The organism is Cytobacillus firmus DS1 (assembly GCF_000565285.1).
In the GTDB taxonomy this organism is placed as follows: Bacteria; Bacillota; Bacilli; order Bacillales; family Cytobacillaceae; genus Cytobacillus; species Cytobacillus firmus_A.
In genome coordinates this window covers 1-15,279 of record NZ_APVL01000045.1, presented here as the reverse complement: position 1 = coordinate 15,279, position 15,279 = coordinate 1, and the positions used below count along the sequence as shown (strand labels likewise).

17 protein-coding genes are annotated in these 15,279 nt (G+C 34.6%); 7 read left to right on the top strand and 10 right to left on the bottom strand.

Annotated features, from left to right (window positions below; all coding sequences use genetic code 11):
* The 6 genes from PBF_RS24300 to PBF_RS24275 all read right to left on the bottom strand — a co-directional run.
* Nucleotides 1–551: tyrosine-type recombinase/integrase (locus tag PBF_RS24300; protein ID WP_035333536.1), on the bottom strand; the 551-nt coding region annotated here is incomplete at its 3' end.
* 252 nt (nucleotides 552–803) lie between these two features.
* The gene (locus PBF_RS24295) at nucleotides 804–1,418 is read right to left on the bottom strand and encodes a hypothetical protein (RefSeq protein WP_035333535.1); all 615 of its coding nucleotides are present in this window, start codon (nucleotides 1,416–1,418) and stop codon (nucleotides 804–806) included.
* 102 nt (nucleotides 1,419–1,520) lie between these two features.
* Entirely contained in the window at nucleotides 1,521–1,793 is a 273-nt protein-coding gene (locus PBF_RS24290) for a hypothetical protein (protein ID WP_035333533.1), read from the bottom strand.
* A gap of 180 nt (nucleotides 1,794–1,973) precedes the next feature.
* A complete protein-coding gene (locus PBF_RS24285; RefSeq protein WP_035333531.1) occupies nucleotides 1,974–2,618 on the bottom strand; it encodes a hypothetical protein in 645 nt (214 codons plus the stop codon).
* Nucleotides 2,619–3,733: 1,115 nt separating this feature from the next.
* Nucleotides 3,734–3,988, bottom strand: coding sequence for a hypothetical protein (locus tag PBF_RS24280; RefSeq protein ID WP_035333529.1), 255 nt, complete (start codon nucleotides 3,986–3,988; stop codon nucleotides 3,734–3,736).
* Entirely contained in the window at nucleotides 3,963–4,607 is a 645-nt protein-coding gene (locus tag PBF_RS24275; protein WP_035333528.1) for a DUF3990 domain-containing protein, read from the bottom strand. The genes PBF_RS24280 and PBF_RS24275 overlap by 26 nt, the downstream gene beginning before the upstream one ends.
* Before the next feature lie 218 nt (nucleotides 4,608–4,825).
* On the opposite strand from PBF_RS24275, the gene PBF_RS24270 reads away from it, so the two are divergent.
* Nucleotides 4,826–5,542 (top strand): helix-turn-helix domain-containing protein, encoded by a 717-nt coding sequence (locus PBF_RS24270; protein ID WP_035333527.1) that lies wholly within the window; start codon nucleotides 4,826–4,828, stop codon nucleotides 5,540–5,542.
* A 427-nt stretch (nucleotides 5,543–5,969) separates the two neighbouring features.
* Nucleotides 5,970–6,764 carry a hypothetical protein gene (locus PBF_RS25100; RefSeq protein WP_051489011.1) on the top strand — a complete coding sequence of 265 codons (795 nt, stop codon included), beginning with the start codon at nucleotides 5,970–5,972 and terminating at the stop codon, nucleotides 6,762–6,764.
* A gap of 837 nt (nucleotides 6,765–7,601) precedes the next feature.
* On the opposite strand, the gene PBF_RS24260 is transcribed toward PBF_RS25100, so the two are convergent.
* The 3 genes from PBF_RS24260 to PBF_RS24250 form a co-directional block, all read right to left on the bottom strand.
* Nucleotides 7,602–8,009, bottom strand: a complete 408-nt coding sequence (locus tag PBF_RS24260; protein WP_035333526.1) for a hypothetical protein — start codon at nucleotides 8,007–8,009, stop codon at nucleotides 7,602–7,604.
* 188 nt (nucleotides 8,010–8,197) lie between these two features.
* Nucleotides 8,198–8,482 carry a DUF5839 family protein gene (locus tag PBF_RS24255; RefSeq protein WP_035333524.1) on the bottom strand — a complete coding sequence of 95 codons (285 nt, stop codon included), beginning with the start codon at nucleotides 8,480–8,482 and terminating at the stop codon, nucleotides 8,198–8,200.
* A gap of 396 nt (nucleotides 8,483–8,878) precedes the next feature.
* On the bottom strand, nucleotides 8,879–9,226 hold the full coding sequence (locus PBF_RS24250; RefSeq protein ID WP_035333523.1) for a hypothetical protein: 348 nt from the start codon (nucleotides 9,224–9,226) through the stop codon (nucleotides 8,879–8,881).
* Nucleotides 9,227–9,509: 283 nt separating this feature from the next.
* Between PBF_RS24250 and mobQ the strand changes: the two genes are divergently transcribed.
* From mobQ to PBF_RS26315, 3 genes are read left to right on the top strand one after another with little or no spacing between them, the layout of a single operon-like run.
* Nucleotides 9,510–11,417, top strand: a complete 1,908-nt coding sequence (gene mobQ, locus PBF_RS24245; protein WP_035333522.1) for a MobQ family relaxase — start codon at nucleotides 9,510–9,512, stop codon at nucleotides 11,415–11,417.
* A gap of 14 nt (nucleotides 11,418–11,431) precedes the next feature.
* Complete coding sequence (locus tag PBF_RS24240; RefSeq protein WP_051489010.1) at nucleotides 11,432–11,707, top strand: hypothetical protein; 276 nt, start codon at nucleotides 11,432–11,434, stop codon at nucleotides 11,705–11,707.
* Nucleotides 11,704–11,880 carry an antitoxin VbhA family protein gene (locus PBF_RS26315; protein WP_200870093.1) on the top strand — a complete coding sequence of 59 codons (177 nt, stop codon included), beginning with the start codon at nucleotides 11,704–11,706 and terminating at the stop codon, nucleotides 11,878–11,880. The genes PBF_RS24240 and PBF_RS26315 overlap by 4 nt, the downstream gene beginning before the upstream one ends.
* Before the next feature lie 23 nt (nucleotides 11,881–11,903).
* Here the strand turns inward: PBF_RS26315 and PBF_RS24235 are convergent, their stop codons facing one another.
* Nucleotides 11,904–12,395 carry a DUF3967 domain-containing protein gene (locus PBF_RS24235; RefSeq protein ID WP_035333521.1) on the bottom strand — a complete coding sequence of 164 codons (492 nt, stop codon included), beginning with the start codon at nucleotides 12,393–12,395 and terminating at the stop codon, nucleotides 11,904–11,906.
* Between the two features lie 189 nt (nucleotides 12,396–12,584).
* On the opposite strand from PBF_RS24235, the gene PBF_RS24230 reads away from it, so the two are divergent.
* Together PBF_RS24230 and PBF_RS24225 are read left to right on the top strand one after the other, a co-directional pair.
* Nucleotides 12,585–13,739, top strand: a complete 1,155-nt coding sequence (locus PBF_RS24230; RefSeq protein WP_035333520.1) for a CamS family sex pheromone protein — start codon at nucleotides 12,585–12,587, stop codon at nucleotides 13,737–13,739.
* 366 nt (nucleotides 13,740–14,105) lie between these two features.
* The gene (locus tag PBF_RS24225; protein WP_035333519.1) at nucleotides 14,106–14,909 is read left to right on the top strand and encodes a hypothetical protein; all 804 of its coding nucleotides are present in this window, start codon (nucleotides 14,106–14,108) and stop codon (nucleotides 14,907–14,909) included.
* Nucleotides 14,910–15,279 lie beyond the last annotated feature (370 nt).

Genomic DNA, 15,279 nt, shown 5'->3' with positions numbered 1-15,279 from the left:
ATCTCTTCATCCGTGATGCCGATATATCGTAAAGTAATCTCAGGATGTGAGTGATTCAGGATCCTCTGCAAGGAAGCAATGTCCCTCGTTTCTTTGTAGAACCAGTAGCCAAAGGTTTTCCGCATAGTGTGTGTGCCGATTCCATCTGTAATATCAATCATTTTAGAGGCTTTATTGAGCTGTCTATAGGCCTGTATTCTTGAAATAGGTCTATCCCCTTTGCGGCTCGGGAAAAGCCATTCTGTGCCTTCCAGTGTCTTTATGTAGCTATCTATCTCAACATAAATGTTGTTTAAATGAATCGTCCGGGGTTTTTTAGTTTTTCCCTCCTTCACAATCACTTTCTTTTTCTTTTTCAGGTCCTTGATCCTCAGATTCAACAAATCACTGACTCTCAGGCCGGTGTTGATTCCCAAGAGAAAAAGAATGTAATCGCGTTCCCCACAAAATCGCTTCAGTGCCCATTTCATATCGGTAATCTGGTCATAGTCCCGGATTGGCTGCACGTCCTTGATTTCCTCTTTTTTATTCCCAGGCTTAGAAGCTTTCATATTTCCCCCTCCTATCACGAGCTGAATAAACTTAAGACTTTGAATGTAACATATTTTGTTAATAAGATTGTATCACAGAAAAAATATGAAAGTCATTCAATTCCAATTAATCGAATGTAACTTTTTATCCTTTATGTTACATTCGATTTTTGCTCTGACTCCATAAAAAAAAGCTGCCAACGCAGCTAATATTTTGTCCCTTTATCTAACTAAAGCGCCAGTTAAGGAAGGAAACTTGGAATAAATAGTAAATTACTTATCCAAATTTATAACAAATTCAAAACCCGTCGGTTTTTGAAATGGTATCTTACATTGTTTAAAGACTAATTTAAGTTTAGAAAGATCATCGGGTAAGGCTGGCGATACGATGAATGTATAAGATTCATGCCCTCCTGAGCCTCCCCCTCCTTCGTTTCGGCAGTCATAATCAGTCTCTCTACCTTCTATAGAAAGGTCAAAAAATATAGGTTCTCGAAACCTTCTAGGCATTTCATCATCAGAATCTTCTCTATCAATATTAAAATGAACTACACTTGCATTTTCAAATTGACGCACAAAAGTTACCGAATAAAATACATCATCCTTTTCAAATGACTTTAATATTGGGATATTTTTAAGAAATCCCTTTGGCTCTACAACAGGTCTATAAATATCTTCGTTTAAGAAACCTGCGAACACACTGTTTAAAAAATCCTCATAAAAATTATATTTTTTACTCCAAGAAGAAATAAGCTGCTTGGTCGGAAAACCAGGATTATTATTTGAAAGTTCTTTCCGTCGTTCTATTAAATCACAAATTTGTTCATCAATTGCTTCAAGTCTTCTATCGTAGTGTTCTGCTGGTGGTTCGAATGACATTCGTCTCATATTTTTCCTCCAAGATAAAATAATAAATCTATCCATAAAAAAAGCTGCACATGCAGCTGAATCTTGTTAACCTAAAGCTCCCGATAGTTGATTTGAAAATAGTTATACTTCTACTTTCACTGGAACAATTTTTAAAAATTTTCGGTAAAGGTAAAAAGCAATAAATGCAGGGATAATACTTAATCCCATATTTAAGTAAGCGTACTTATTCAACTCTTCTGTCGTTGTCACTTTGACAATATCCCCCATAAACTTTACATACAGCAATTCATTAACCTGTGAATTATAGTATCCGTAACCACTTCCAAAAAGGGCAATAGCCCATACAGCAAGACAAACAGAAACTCCTAAACAAATCCACCCTTTTCTGTTCATTTTTGCACCTCCTTATACTCTTAAATAAGATTATTCTTTAAGACAAAATCATTATCCTGCTAATTAAACAAACCTGCCTACGTTACGTTAGCTTAAGAAACAAATTTGAATTTTAATGTAACAAAACATGTATTATGTTTTGTTTTTTCCTTGGACACAAAAAAACTGCAGAGGCTGCAGCTAATTTTTTAAATAAGAAATGCCCGGTTCATTATTTCTTACGAAGACTTTCATCTTACCTATTATTTTTTCATTTACTAATATTTTTAATTCCCAAATACCTGATTCGAGGAAAAAAAATGAGGTTGAGGCAATTGATGCAGGATTAACTTCATAATTTTTCGGGGAATCAATTGATGATTTGTCGCTTAACGGTAATGGCTTGTAACTTCTGGGGAAATCTTTTATCAAGTTTTCTTTTTTAATTATTTTTCCCTTGGATTCAACTTCTTGTCCAGTAGCAGGGTTTACCCCTTTTATTTTCAGATTTCCTGATAGCAGTTGGTTATCGGCAGGCCAAAATATCCATTCTAATTGATTGTCTTCACCTTTTATTAAAGGTTTATCTAAAAATCCGAATTTACCTTTTTCTCCTCTTACTTCATAGAGCATTAATACACCTTTTACTTTTTCGTTTATTGTAAAAGTGGGTGTTTGTTCTGATGGGTTGTCGGGAGGCGGACTATTAGGAACCGCGTTATCTCTTTTATTTAACTTGTCTTCGGAAATCGGACCTTTTGCTTTTACAACTATGGCATTATTCTGTTCATATGAACAACCAGTCAATAGTATTAAACAAATTAACACAATGGAAATTAGCCTCATAAATTACTCCTTCCATATATTGACTTTAACCAATTGGACGTTTTGAACCCATTCTTTGTTGCTATTTGTATGTAGAAAAATCCAAATAAATCCCATTCTTCTTTATTATTAGGTGCTAGGAAACAAAAATCTTGATTTCAATGTAACAATATCTCTATTATGTTACATTCTTAAATGTCGAAAATGTAAGTGGATATGAAGATAAATCCGGTATAATACAAGTAAGCTTTGCGAAAAAATGAGGAATACTTTTCAAAAGTTTTTGCTAAGTACTATTTTTAGGACAAGATTAGAAAAAGGTCTTAAATGATGGGAAAGTGGCCTAAACTAATATAGGGGCAAGGTATTGGTCACCGAATGTGCTAAAATGAAAAATAGAGAAAAATTAAAGAGGCGCCCTTGGATATTCCTTTCTCTTTAATAAGCAGTTATAATTAACAATACACATCACGAACATGCTTTTGGGGTAGTCCCTGCCTTGAGGAAAGGGGGGGACGCTAATGGAGATTCTGGACACTCTGACTCTAGCTATTGAGTTATTTAATTTCATAACATCAGATGAAGCCACTAACCTATTTATCTTGCCAGTCAGATTAGTTGGAAAATCCGATAAAAAGAAAAAGAACTAACCTAACTGCAATTAGGATAGTTCCGAAGAAAAGATTATACCTGTAGTCTTAACCAAAAACGAGGCAAAGAAACACCCCAAAAACAAGCACCAAAGAATTTTTTTAAAGATCAGACGCTGCAACGTCTGATTTTTTTTATTTCTTTGTAGTTAGTAAACCCTAAGAAAAACAGTTAATAACTAGTGAAAGTTCCTGTTTCGGGTTCCCGATATGGGTAACTCGTTGTTACCCTCATTATAAACTTCTATTCGCTAGATGTGAACAACTTTCCCCTACATATTGTTCATTGTGTGCAGCGAGTACCATGGTTGAAAGCAGGCTGATGACCTTGGTGTATCCAGTTAGCAGACACCGCCCATCAGGTCTCTGTAGGCATATATTGGCACAGCAAGCCCTCCTCCATGCCATGGAAATATATTAGTCAGCTTATATCATGTTCCTGGAATGGGGTATAATAAAAACCACAGGTTTTTAGGCCTGTGGTTTTTATGCAAATTCTAACTCTTTTTCCTGGATGATTCCCCAGTTTGTTGCCAATAATTCTGCCCATTTTGCTGGATCATCATGAAAGATGGTTTCAGGATATGGTTCAAATAAGTTTTCGATTTGTTCCCGTCTCAATGTAAAAAGCTCTAAAACTTGATCGTAGGAGTAATCACTATTGTCTTGAATCCACCTTGCCATGGATCCTACATATTCGGAAATATTTGGATTTCTACTGATGAAGTGGTATTTTTTCATAGCTAACTCCCTCCTTACTTATAAATTCCACAGATTTTATAATACTAATCGCCTTCTTTGTTCCTAGCCAAAGTTGATCATACTCATAATGAGGAAAGTCTTTACTAGGTATAATATGAGGCAATAATGTTTTTAGGTCTGGATTTTCTTGTTCTTTACTGAATTTTTTTTCGAAAACGGGTGTCTTTCCATCTCCGCATCGTCCATAAATCCAGTCGTATTCATTGGCTAAAGGTTCTTCGGGATAAAAACGCCCTTTAATAATTGTTTCCAACCATTTTTCATCAAATTGATCGATGATTAACCCTTTTTTTTGATCTTCTCGCAAATGTCCTAGGGGAATTATACAAGAGATAATCAATGGTTCTGTACTGGTTGCATTGGCTACACGATCGGCATAGTCTTTAGCTTGCCAATAACGAGTTGTTAAATAGAAGCCTTGACCGAAATCTTTCTTTTTATTCAGCTTGACTATACCAATCCCATTACTTGTAAAAGAATGCAACCATTTTGTAGCTGTACCATGAAAAAAAATAAGTTCAGTTTCATCACGATACTTACCATTGGAGATAATCTCTGATAAGCGCATTTCAACAAACCTTTCTTTCTCTACTCCCAAAGAATTAAATTAATCTACCTTTATCTTACAAAAAAATGATTTCATCTCCCTTGAAAAGGAATGTCACAGATCAATTTTGTAAAAATTGATCTGTGACATTCCTTTTCAAGGTTAATATATTAATAAGAATTTATAATAATAAAAGAATGAAAGTTTTTGTTATAATTAAGTAAAATATTTCGATTTTTATACAATATATTTCGAAGGGTGAGAATTAAGTGAAGTTTTTCTCGGAAGAATTGAATAAAAAAAATAAAATATTTGGAGAACAGAGAGAAGAATATGCTGCTTGGAGGAAGGAACTTCAAGAGATTAATAAACCATTTTTTATGATTCCTAGCGACTTTAAACACATCTTTTTAAAGGACATTAGTGGTGGGGCGTTAAAATTGTTTCTTTTTTTAGGGTTTCATTCCAAATATCATACAGGTGAAAGCTGGTATACGATAGAACAAGTGGGTGCTTTTTTTAAAAAGGATCCACGCACAGTAGCAAATTGGTTTAAAGAATTAGAAGATAAGGGACTTATTTTTCGGGGACAAAAAGGCATCATGATGAAGGCAAATACATTCTTAAAGCCTTATGGTTTTCGCTTTGATGAGATAGAAACAGGCGTACATAGTGATTATAAGCACGTGTTATTGGATCTGGAAGAAAGTTTAGAATTAGATTACAAACCAGTTTTGGGGCTGTTTTTAAATTACTCATTAAAAGAGTACACTTTTATTCTTGTTTACCAAGATGGAACTGAATATCCATGTTCATGTTTTTACAATTTTGATGCGGAAACAATTAGAGTTTTAAGAGTGAAATTGAAAAAATATAATATTCCTATCGATAATTACGATATAGACTCACCAATTGAATCTTCTACTAATAAACAACAAGCATTATATAATTGGTTGATTAAATATTTAGATGAACAGAGTATGTAATCACGTTATGAAAAGTTGCCTGTTGATCGGAGTCTCAATTTGAAAACCAATAATGATTGATAGTGAAATTACTTGGAATTGTATAGGGTTTACGGTTTATCGCAAACTTTATTTTGTCGTTGCTTTGATAGATTTGTAGAGTTATAATTAGCACAACTACATAGTTCGGAAAAAGAAAAAGAACCTCAACGTGTTTAAGTGGTGCTACCAACACCCTTAAACCGTTCACCCTACACAGCCTAGGGAAAACACCTGTCGAAGTTCTTGTACTAACATATATATGTACCACTTATTTTAGGACATATTCTTGTTAGTTTCAAGAAAAAAATGTTGCTTTTCATTTATTGGCAAATTTTAAAGACACTGTTTCCCTGTTTATTTTAGGGATCAGTGTCTTTTTCTTTTCCTAAAAAGGGAGAGAAACACAATGAAAACAGTTTTTGTAGAGACAAGCCAATTTAACCAAATGATTTCGTACAAGCCTTATGCAGCAACAAGGACGGAAAAGAAAAAAGTAAAGTACAGTCTCCTGGAAAGAATTAAAGATAAGATAGGGGACAGATGGAGTTTATTTAAAGAAGGGACAAGGCAAACTTTTGATATGATCTGCTTCTTTGGTGCCGAGTTAGGTTTTTTCTATGCAGGTGATGACTATTTAGCAGCAAGGCACAAAATTTCGACCAAGACAATCAGGAATAGATTCAAAGAGTTAGAAGAATTAGGACAGGTTATTAAAGTTTACAGACGGGCTAAACGCAGTAATGGTCGGGGGAAGCCTATTTATCTGTTTGTTAATCATGAATACTTTAATTATTGGGTGGATTTGTTAGGATTAAATTTAAATGATTTCCATACAGATTTCCAAACAGAAAACATCGAAATTCCTTCTGGGAGTAAGGAAGAAGGGCAGAAAAAAGTTCCTACCTATTCTTTACCTAAAAAACAAGAAAGTAATATTAATAATAGCGATACTAATAAAATCGTTCAGTATGTTGTTAATAGAGTTAAAGATACTATAGATAAAGGAACTACGGTAAAATATCTCTCAAGTTACATAAATAAGATTGTCAGTTCATTAGAAAAACAAGCTATCTATGCGGAAAACCATCGTCTGAATGCGAAGAAAAAGCAACTCCAGGAAGAATTGTCAACAAATGCTATGAATTTATTGGGCATTCAAAAAAGAAAGCCTGTTCCACTCTATAATTGGTTGGAACAATAAATTACCCTATTGGGTATTAGGGATTAGTGTTTATTATAAAATTATCCTTTTTTTCTCTACTAGATGTAGGGGGTTCTGAAATAGAACAGGGTTAATTTATTAAAAATAGACCTCTCCTTATTAGGAAAAGTCTATTTTGGTTCTGTTTCATAGGTGTTTCCAGCCACCTATGGGAAAGCTTATTGCTCATGATAGCTTTTTCTACTTTGAATTTTATTCTATCACGTTACATTATAATCTTCAGCATTCACATACTATTATTCATTAAGTCTTTCTAGAGGTTTCACCTTAGCCTAGGAAGTTGACAAAAAGTTGGAACTTTAATTAGTATCCCGTAAAACTTTAGGGTCCAGGGCATTTTAAGCATCAAAAATAGCAGATAAATTCTAATGTTAATAGATGTATGCCTCTTTTAAAACAAGACTGCTTCAAAATGTTATTGAATAAGTTTTTTATTTTCCTTTGTTTTTAGTGGAGTCTGTAAGTTTTAGAGGAATCGATTTTCTTCTAGTTCGATCTTTAGATTCTAGTATCATTTGAAAAACAGCTTCTCTGTCTGAAGCAGTAAATTTGAGGTTTGCTTTTCTTCTTTTGATAACATATTTTTGATAAACAATAGTGGATCATTCATTTTTAAATACCACCACCTGTTTCAAATTTGAAGATTTCTCACTTTAATGATTATCCTGAAAAAATGGTCAACTGGATATGGTCTAGTCGAGCAAGACTTCAATAAAAGACTCCGAATTGAGCTATTTAGGATGCCTTTTATCTACAAACTAAGTAATAAAAATAAAGCACTACATGTATGTAGTACTTTATTTTTATTAAACTTATTTAATCTTGAATGCTCAGTATCGCATCTGCAGAACAAGGGAAATCTTCATATCCTCCTCTGCCATCCGGAACACTAGCTCCTCCTTCAATTTCTAAATAATAATAACCAACAGGAGCGCCCACTACTCTATTATAATCACCGCTTCCTGAATAAACCTGTTTTCCGTTATTATCTACAACTTTCCAACTAAAATCAGTTTGACAGCTTTTTAAATTAACATAGATTCCTAAGTTTGTCCCATGTTTTAAGTAAAGACCAGTAGTCCTTACATTGTTATCCGTTCTAGAAGGGTAGTAAGGATAATCTAATTTGATCGAATCACTGGCAATTACAGCAGCTGAAGTAGAATTTGTAATTGAAAAAATAGAAAACAATAAAGCGATACTTAAAAATATTTTTCTTTTCATAATTATTCCTCCCAAATCTCTTAATATGTTAAAGCTTAACAAATATACCAAAATAATTCTAGGATTAGAACTGTAAAATAATTACTTTTGGAGCATCACTAGCATTGAGTGTAAAACATAAGCTAAGATTGTTGTCTTAATGTTTACAGTTAGCGCCACTTCAGCCTTTTTTTAAGTCCCTTTTATGTTTAACCTTCATTTCTAACAGGTTCTTTTTTAGGTGCTCTTTCTAACACTTTGACTACCTGTTTATATTTTCTTTGTGTTTCCTCAAATTCTTCTCTAAATACCTTCATCACTAATACTTGTTCTAAACCTCTTGCAGTACGAACTAGAACAATATCTCCTTGATGAACTTTTGTTCTCAAAGGCTTAGGTATGTGCCAATGATACATTTTGTTAGTATTTAGTTTTAAAATTCCACCTTTATTGCTCTTGATATGGAAAGCAGCTATCGTATTATCATTATTCACTGGTACTCCTCCTGAAAAAGGGAATTTATAAAGTTACAAATTAAAAAGTGGTGATGATAGGCTATTAATTAGCTTAAAAGAAAAAATAGAAAGAGAGGAGTATAGATCAATTAAGATTCCCTCTACAACCCTCATACGAGCCGTAAAACGTCTATACTCTTATTCAGCGAAGGTGAAAGTAAAAGTGTGTGAATCTATTTGAACCCGTTCAGGAACCATCTGAACGCTTCTTCCTTTCCTCCCTCATTAAACGAAGAAACACCAACAAATCATATGTATGGAAAATCGTACTGTTCCAGGTAAACAAAGTTTTACAGTAAGAACAAATCATGCTATCAGTCATTCTTTTAGTGATAATCGTTGCCTTTATGGCAACGTCAAAACGCCTTAAAGGCGTTACGGTTGATAGGAGGTCTTTTCCCCCTCCGGCATGATAAGCCGTTCTTCCTGGACTTCATAAATCAACTTGTTTGCTTTTTTAGATGCTTCAACATCAATATTTAAAAGTTTATCTTTGTGTTTCTGAACTGCCTCTTTCATACCATAAGCCACTTTTTCAGCTTGATCTTCTCCAACAATATCAAAGTATTTCTCAAAGATCGCCCCTACCTGGATTAATCGACGGGTGCGTTCTTTTCGTTCTTTCTGTTGAATTCTGCTAGCAACCTGCTGCTTCCTAGCTTTCATTTGTTCAATCTGTTTTTCTAGTTCCTGCAAACGCTCTTCATCAGATTTTCTTGGCATTATGTATCCCCTTCCTTCGTTGCCATTTTTTTCTTTTATTGTAACTTCTTTAGTGCTAAAATACTAGACAGAAACAGGGAATCCCCCAATGAGATAAGGCAGCGATTCCCGAAGATCGGAGAGCAAGGGCGCACTTATACATCGTTCCGATGTGTGCGGTTGCTTCGCAACGAAAGATCCTTCCTTCCGATATGATTCGGAAGAAATAACATTTTCGCGTGGCGACTGTAGAACTTTAAGAATCTCTAATTACATATATCACTAAAAGAAAGGGGGCGAAGTCATGGCAATTTATCACTATTCTGTTCAAGTAATTTCACGTTCACAAGGGCGTTCTGCTGTAGCAGCTGCTGCCTATCGTTCTGGAGAAAATCTTGTTGATGATAGAACAAATGAAACAAAGTATTATCATCGTACAGTACAGCCTGAAACTGCTATTTTCGCTCCCGAAAATTCCCCTGAATGGGTACGTGATCGTGAGCGTCTTTGGAATGAAGTTGAAAAAGCTGAAAAAAGAAAAGATGCCCAGCTGTGCCGTGAAATCAATGTTGCTCTTCCAAATGAATTAACACGAGATCAGCAGCGAGAATTACTTAAGAACTTTGTTCAAGATCAGTTTGTCCAAAAGGGTATGATTGCAGATGTAGCGATCCACCGTGATGATAAAGATAATCCTCATGCTCATATCATGTTAACCATGCGTGAAATTGACGAAGATGGATTTGGAAAAAAGAATCGTGACTGGAATCGAAAAGAAGAACTGGAGAAAGGAAGAGAAGAATGGGCAAACTATGCTAATCGTGCCCTAGAAAAAAATGGCCAGGAAGAACGAATTACTCACCTTTCACATGAAGCAAGAGGATTAGAACAGCTTCCTACCGTTCATTTAGGCCATACTGTAAACGCTATGGAAAAACGAGGAGTTCAGACAGAGCGAGGAAACGTAAACCGTGAACGTGAAGAATATAATCGTGTAGTGGCAGATCTTCAGAAATATCGTGAAGAAAAACAAGCGATCCTGGAGAAACAAAAAGCCGAAAAGCTTATAACTCCTGCCGAAAAAGTTAATCTTCAAAAAGCAGAAAACCTTTTGAAAGCTCCTGTTAATTTACCTAATATTGAACAACGCAGAGAGCAACTGAATAAGTGGGAAAATCGACTTGATGACCAATATAGCAGCATTCAACAAAAAGCTGAAGACTTCCGAACGGTTCAGAATCATTTCGAAGTTTTATCTTCAACTAAAAAAGAAAATGAAAAGCTTCATGCCGAACTGAAGGATATTAAATGGAATCCGTTTAAAGCCAAGGAAAACAAGCAATTAAAGGAACAATATGAACAGGCTATTTCTCGTAATGACAAGGCTATTGAGCACCATGAAAACAAAATTCAGCACTATGGTGAAAAGCTTGGCTTTACTGATGAAAAAGACTTCCTTAACAAGCGAGATCAATTCCAGGATGAACGCCCTGGACTCATTGAGCAAAATCAAAAACAGCGAAAAGCGATTCAAGTTCAACATGACATTTTAAATAAGGCTGAGAATGCCTATAAAAACGCATTTGTTCGTCAAGTGGCTTCTAACTATCCTGAAAGGCCAGAAATGCAGTATATGAAGTATTCTGAAGCTCAAAAGCTTAATAATCTCAATAACCAATATGGCAAGCCTATTCCAGTTGAAACCATTGAAAAGACTCTTCACAGCCGGAAACAAGAGGTTCAAAGGCTCCAGGGTGAAATTAACCGAGTGGAAAGCAATACTTTACGCTTGCAGCGTGCTGGAAATTATCTGAAGGAATATGAGAAGCATGATGCTGTTGTTAAAAAATATGAAAATAATCCATTACTCAAAGGTAAAATGCTAATTTCAAAATCTGCTAAGCATGAATATGATCATGCTGTTACTGCTCGCAGCAACTATCAGGACTTAATGAAAAAAGAAGGCATTACTGGAAGACCTGATTTTGAAAAACAGGTAAATATTTTAGATAAAATGGAATCAAAGGTTCCTGAATTTAAAGGAGCAATTCAATCCCAGGAAAGAGGCACGGGCCTATTAGATGCTGTTATGAAGGGCGTTGAACAAGCTGGAAGAGAAATGCAAAAAGAGCAAGCCCGTCAAGAAAGAGAACGTCAAAGAGCAAATGGAAAAGGGAAAAACCGAACTAACTTTTATGACCGTGAGAGATAATTGGAGGAATGGAAATGACAGTAGATGATCATGCAATTGACAGCTTAAGAACTTGGTTTGATTTAGCTTATGAGGAGTTAAAAAAAGAATGGAAAAGTGGCCAATATGAAAAGCTTTCTGATTGCCCATCATTTAAAGCCGCAGCTGCTTATAATGAGGCTATAAATGTTTTGCATAAAGGGAGCAATTTCCCTGAGGTTGCTGAAGAACAATTGAAAAAAGCACTTGATGAAGAATTAGAAATAGAAAATTTTTGGAAGGAATCTGAACAACAAAAGGGGTTATCATGATGGATCAATGGGATAAGGCAATCAGAAGTGCTAAAGCTTCCCTTGCAGTTGAAGGTCTTCACCTAACCCCTGAAGAAGAATCATTAATAAAGGAGAGGCTGCAAGGAAAGATCTCTGAAGAGGAGTTTCACAAAAGAGCTTTAAACTTAATACATTCTCATAAGCTTTCATAAACTTTTTAACTTTTTATGAAAGCTTATTTCCAGAACTGCCACCATTTCTTTTTTTCCACTTCTGCAGCAATCAGTTTCTTCGTTTCAAGCGTCTCTTTAAGCGCATTTAAAAGCACTTCATCACGTTTCTGAAGGACTTTATCTATGTACTGCTGCTGTTCTTCTAATCGCTTTAATAAAGCCTCATTGAAGGCCTCCTGACGTTTAATAAAATCCTCTAAGGGGTCGTCCTTTTGTAGCGTCATATTGGGTTGCGATATAGACAAATTCGACCGATATAGATTAGCTACATGCTCTATAGCATCTTCTAAAGAAGAGCCATTCATCTTAAGGTATGCTAGATACTCTAAAGCTTTAATATCTTCCTCGATAAACAGTCTCCAGCCTCTATCGTCTTTTTTGAACAAATATCCCTTTTCTTCAAGCATTTGCGTATATTTACGAACAGTTACAGGCTCGATTAAAAGGCGCTTTGCTACCTCCTTGGTAGAGAATGTTTTTATATCCTCTTTCATAACAGATCACCTCTGATATACAATTCGATATACAAGTTGACAATCCTTTTTCAGAATCGATATATGATATATATACCAATATTACAAAAGTAAAATAGAACTTCATGTTCCAAAATAGACCTTGTATAATTAATATGTTAGGCTCAGAAATACCGATTGTTAAAATGTTCAATTAGGAGAGTTAAATAAATGAGTAATTTAAAAATGGTTCTTATTCTAATAGTGAGCTTACTATTACTAAGTTCTTGTATTAAAAAGGATGTAATTCCGGAACAAGAAAGTAACGGGCAAAAAATACCTACTCCAGTTACACAGGGAAAAGAAATGTATAAAGTTAAAACTCCTGTAAAGTTCAATGTTGCACGAGGTAGCATAGTTAATAATGTTGATAACCCTTTAGACATAAATGAAATAGAGCTTGGTCTTATGCTCCTTTCAATGGAACACTTCTCACCTGAAAAATTTTATTTTCAAGAAGGTCAATATTTAAATTCAGAAACGATTAATAAATGGATTGAGAGAGAATCTAGTGAGAAGTCAGAAGGGTTAAATCCACCTATAAATGACTCTAAAGATATTGAGCAGGCTTTGAAGCAGGAAAAAGAAAACCCTAAGTTAGTCTCCCATGTCTTAGAGCAAAATTACGTAGATAAAGACGGAAAAACAAAAGGGATTTCATTGGCTATATCTTTAAACTCTTTTTATTATTTTAATGTAAGTGACAATAATGGACTGATCCATAGTGGTAACGTAAAGGTAGATGAAAATAATAACGGAAAAAATGATGTTAAAATATATGGTGAAAATATCGCTGAAAAGGTAGTAAAAAGAATTAGAAATAACGAAAAAATTCCAAATGTACCAATTTTTTTAACTCTATATCAAGAAGAAAGTAGAGGAAGTGTCGTTCCTGGAAGATTTTTATCTAGTACATTTATCCCTGAAGGTGAAAGTGGAATAAAGAAGTGGGATAATATTGATAAAAAATATATGGAACTTCCATCAAATGCTGCTGAGAAAATTGATAGGTATTCCTCAGAAAGCTTTAAAAACTTTAAAGATGACATAGAAAAGAACTTTCCGAATCTCAATATTAAAGTCCTAGGAAAGGGACTTTATATAGATAAAACATTATCTGAATTAAGCGTTGATATTGAAACGGCTGGGTTATCTCATCCTCAATTGATCGCTCTTACACAATACGTCGGGGCAGAGATACAGGCTCAAGTAATACCTAATACTGTTCCAATAAAAGTGAATATTTCCAGTGTAAAAGAACCAGAGGCTGTTCTTACTTGGGATCCGGCTAGTCAAGAAATAAAAACACATATATATAATAAATAAAGGAGAGAGGAATATTTCCTCTCCCTAATTTGTGTTGTGAATAGATTCAAAAGAGTGAAATACAGTAAATATAAAAAGAAGCAGTTGCCTTATTCGAGGTGGCTGCTTCTTTTTATAGAACAAACCTGGAATGGTTATTTTCAATCCCTTCAAAGTGGGCTTAACGTTGTATATCCGCATTTTCCTGACGGTACCCCTTAAATATAAAAGCAATAATGCGATCTACAGCAAGACCCTATCATCAATCAGATTTTATATCCGTTAAGACGGCGTCTTAAATATAAATATACATAATTTACTAAATTTATTGAATTTTCCTTTATTTTCCTCTAATATATGTTTATACCAAAAAAAGGAGATGAAAGAATGAAAAAAGTTGTATCCGCATTAGCGGTGTTAACGTTAAGTCTAGGGATTTTTGCTCAAACCTCAACGGCTACTAAAAATGAGACCAACGAGACTATTAAATCTGATGTCAAAACTGTAAAATTGACAGAAAAAGAGATTATAAAAAATATTAAAGATCATTATAAGGATGCTGCTGTAGCAAATAGATTAATAGAGAAAAAGAAAAAAGGAGAACTTTTTGATTCGGAGAATCCGAATAAAAAGCACCTTGGCATAAAGAAACAAATAGATAAATATACTACAATTACTACTTTCCCTGATGGATCAATGATTGAAGAAAAGGTGGATTTTAGTGATGCTACCTTTTATGACGAAGATGGGAATGTTATTAGCAATCCATTTACCTCTTTATCGGATTCCAAACTAGAAGAATTAGAGAAAGCTGAAGAACCTGAGTATTCAACCATGGCCAGTGTTATAAGTGGAGGTAGTTGGACATCTGGAAGTGGTTATAGATGTGTTAATGGAATCGATGTTGAAAAAAATGTTTTTGGTACATATGGAGCTTCGTATAGTGCAGATTTCTGTACGTATGATGGTTCTTATGATCATCTTCAAAGAGTGTACGCAGTTAGATTGTGGTCTGATGGTGACTTTGATATTTTAAGCCAGGGTGTTTTTAGAAGCAGAGAAACTGCTGATTATAGCGCTTATGGAGGAGTAAAGTTTAAAGTGAGCACCGGACCAGATAGTGGGACCTCAACTGAATGGCTATATTTGCGTGTCGGAGGAAATAATTATTGGTATACATCCACTTACTAACTTTATAAAAGGTGGTGGACATCTTTGTTTGAAAATATAATTGTACATGAAACGCTTTTGTTTTTTAATCGAATAGAGCCGTTAATGACTTTTATTAGTACGGTTGCGTTAGTATGGATTGCACTAAGCATAAAAAATAAAAGATAAAGAGTGAAAAACCCTGTGTTACTTGTGTATACAGGGTTTTTCACTCTTTATTCTTAGGTAGAGTCAACAAAACGGAAATAATGTACGCTAAGGCTTAAGGGATGTTTTGGGGATACCCCATGCAGGGTACAAAAGTGCACCCTAATGGTCTATAAAACAAACTTGGAAAGGCTATTCTCGATCTCTTCATCCGTGATGCCGATATATCGTAAAGTAATCTCAG

What these genes read in the sequence shown, in the direction of transcription:
- PBF_RS24295 (WP_035333535.1), bottom strand. Translation starts at nt 1,418, where the DNA reads ATGAGACGAATGTCATTCGAACCACCAGCAGAACACTACGATAGAAGA.
- PBF_RS24290 (WP_035333533.1), bottom strand. Translation starts at nt 1,793, where the DNA reads ATGAACAGAAAAGGGTGGATTTGTTTAGGAGTTTCTGTTTGTCTTGCT.
- PBF_RS24285 (WP_035333531.1), bottom strand. Translation starts at nt 2,618, where the DNA reads ATGAGGCTAATTTCCATTGTGTTAATTTGTTTAATACTATTGACTGGT.
- PBF_RS24280 (WP_035333529.1), bottom strand. Translation starts at nt 3,988, where the DNA reads ATGAAAAAATACCACTTCATCAGTAGAAATCCAAATATTTCCGAATAT.
- PBF_RS25100 (WP_051489011.1), top strand. Translation starts at nt 5,970, where the DNA reads ATGAAAACAGTTTTTGTAGAGACAAGCCAATTTAACCAAATGATTTCG.
- PBF_RS24260 (WP_035333526.1), bottom strand. Translation starts at nt 8,009, where the DNA reads ATGAAAAGAAAAATATTTTTAAGTATCGCTTTATTGTTTTCTATTTTT.
- PBF_RS24250 (WP_035333523.1), bottom strand. Translation starts at nt 9,226, where the DNA reads ATGCCAAGAAAATCTGATGAAGAGCGTTTGCAGGAACTAGAAAAACAG.
- mobQ (WP_035333522.1), top strand. Translation starts at nt 9,510, where the DNA reads ATGGCAATTTATCACTATTCTGTTCAAGTAATTTCACGTTCACAAGGG.
- PBF_RS24240 (WP_051489010.1), top strand. Translation starts at nt 11,432, where the DNA reads ATGACAGTAGATGATCATGCAATTGACAGCTTAAGAACTTGGTTTGAT.
- PBF_RS26315 (WP_200870093.1), top strand. Translation starts at nt 11,704, where the DNA reads ATGATGGATCAATGGGATAAGGCAATCAGAAGTGCTAAAGCTTCCCTT.
- PBF_RS24235 (WP_035333521.1), bottom strand. Translation starts at nt 12,395, where the DNA reads ATGAAAGAGGATATAAAAACATTCTCTACCAAGGAGGTAGCAAAGCGC.
- PBF_RS24230 (WP_035333520.1), top strand. Translation starts at nt 12,585, where the DNA reads ATGAGTAATTTAAAAATGGTTCTTATTCTAATAGTGAGCTTACTATTA.
- PBF_RS24225 (WP_035333519.1), top strand. Translation starts at nt 14,106, where the DNA reads ATGAAAAAAGTTGTATCCGCATTAGCGGTGTTAACGTTAAGTCTAGGG.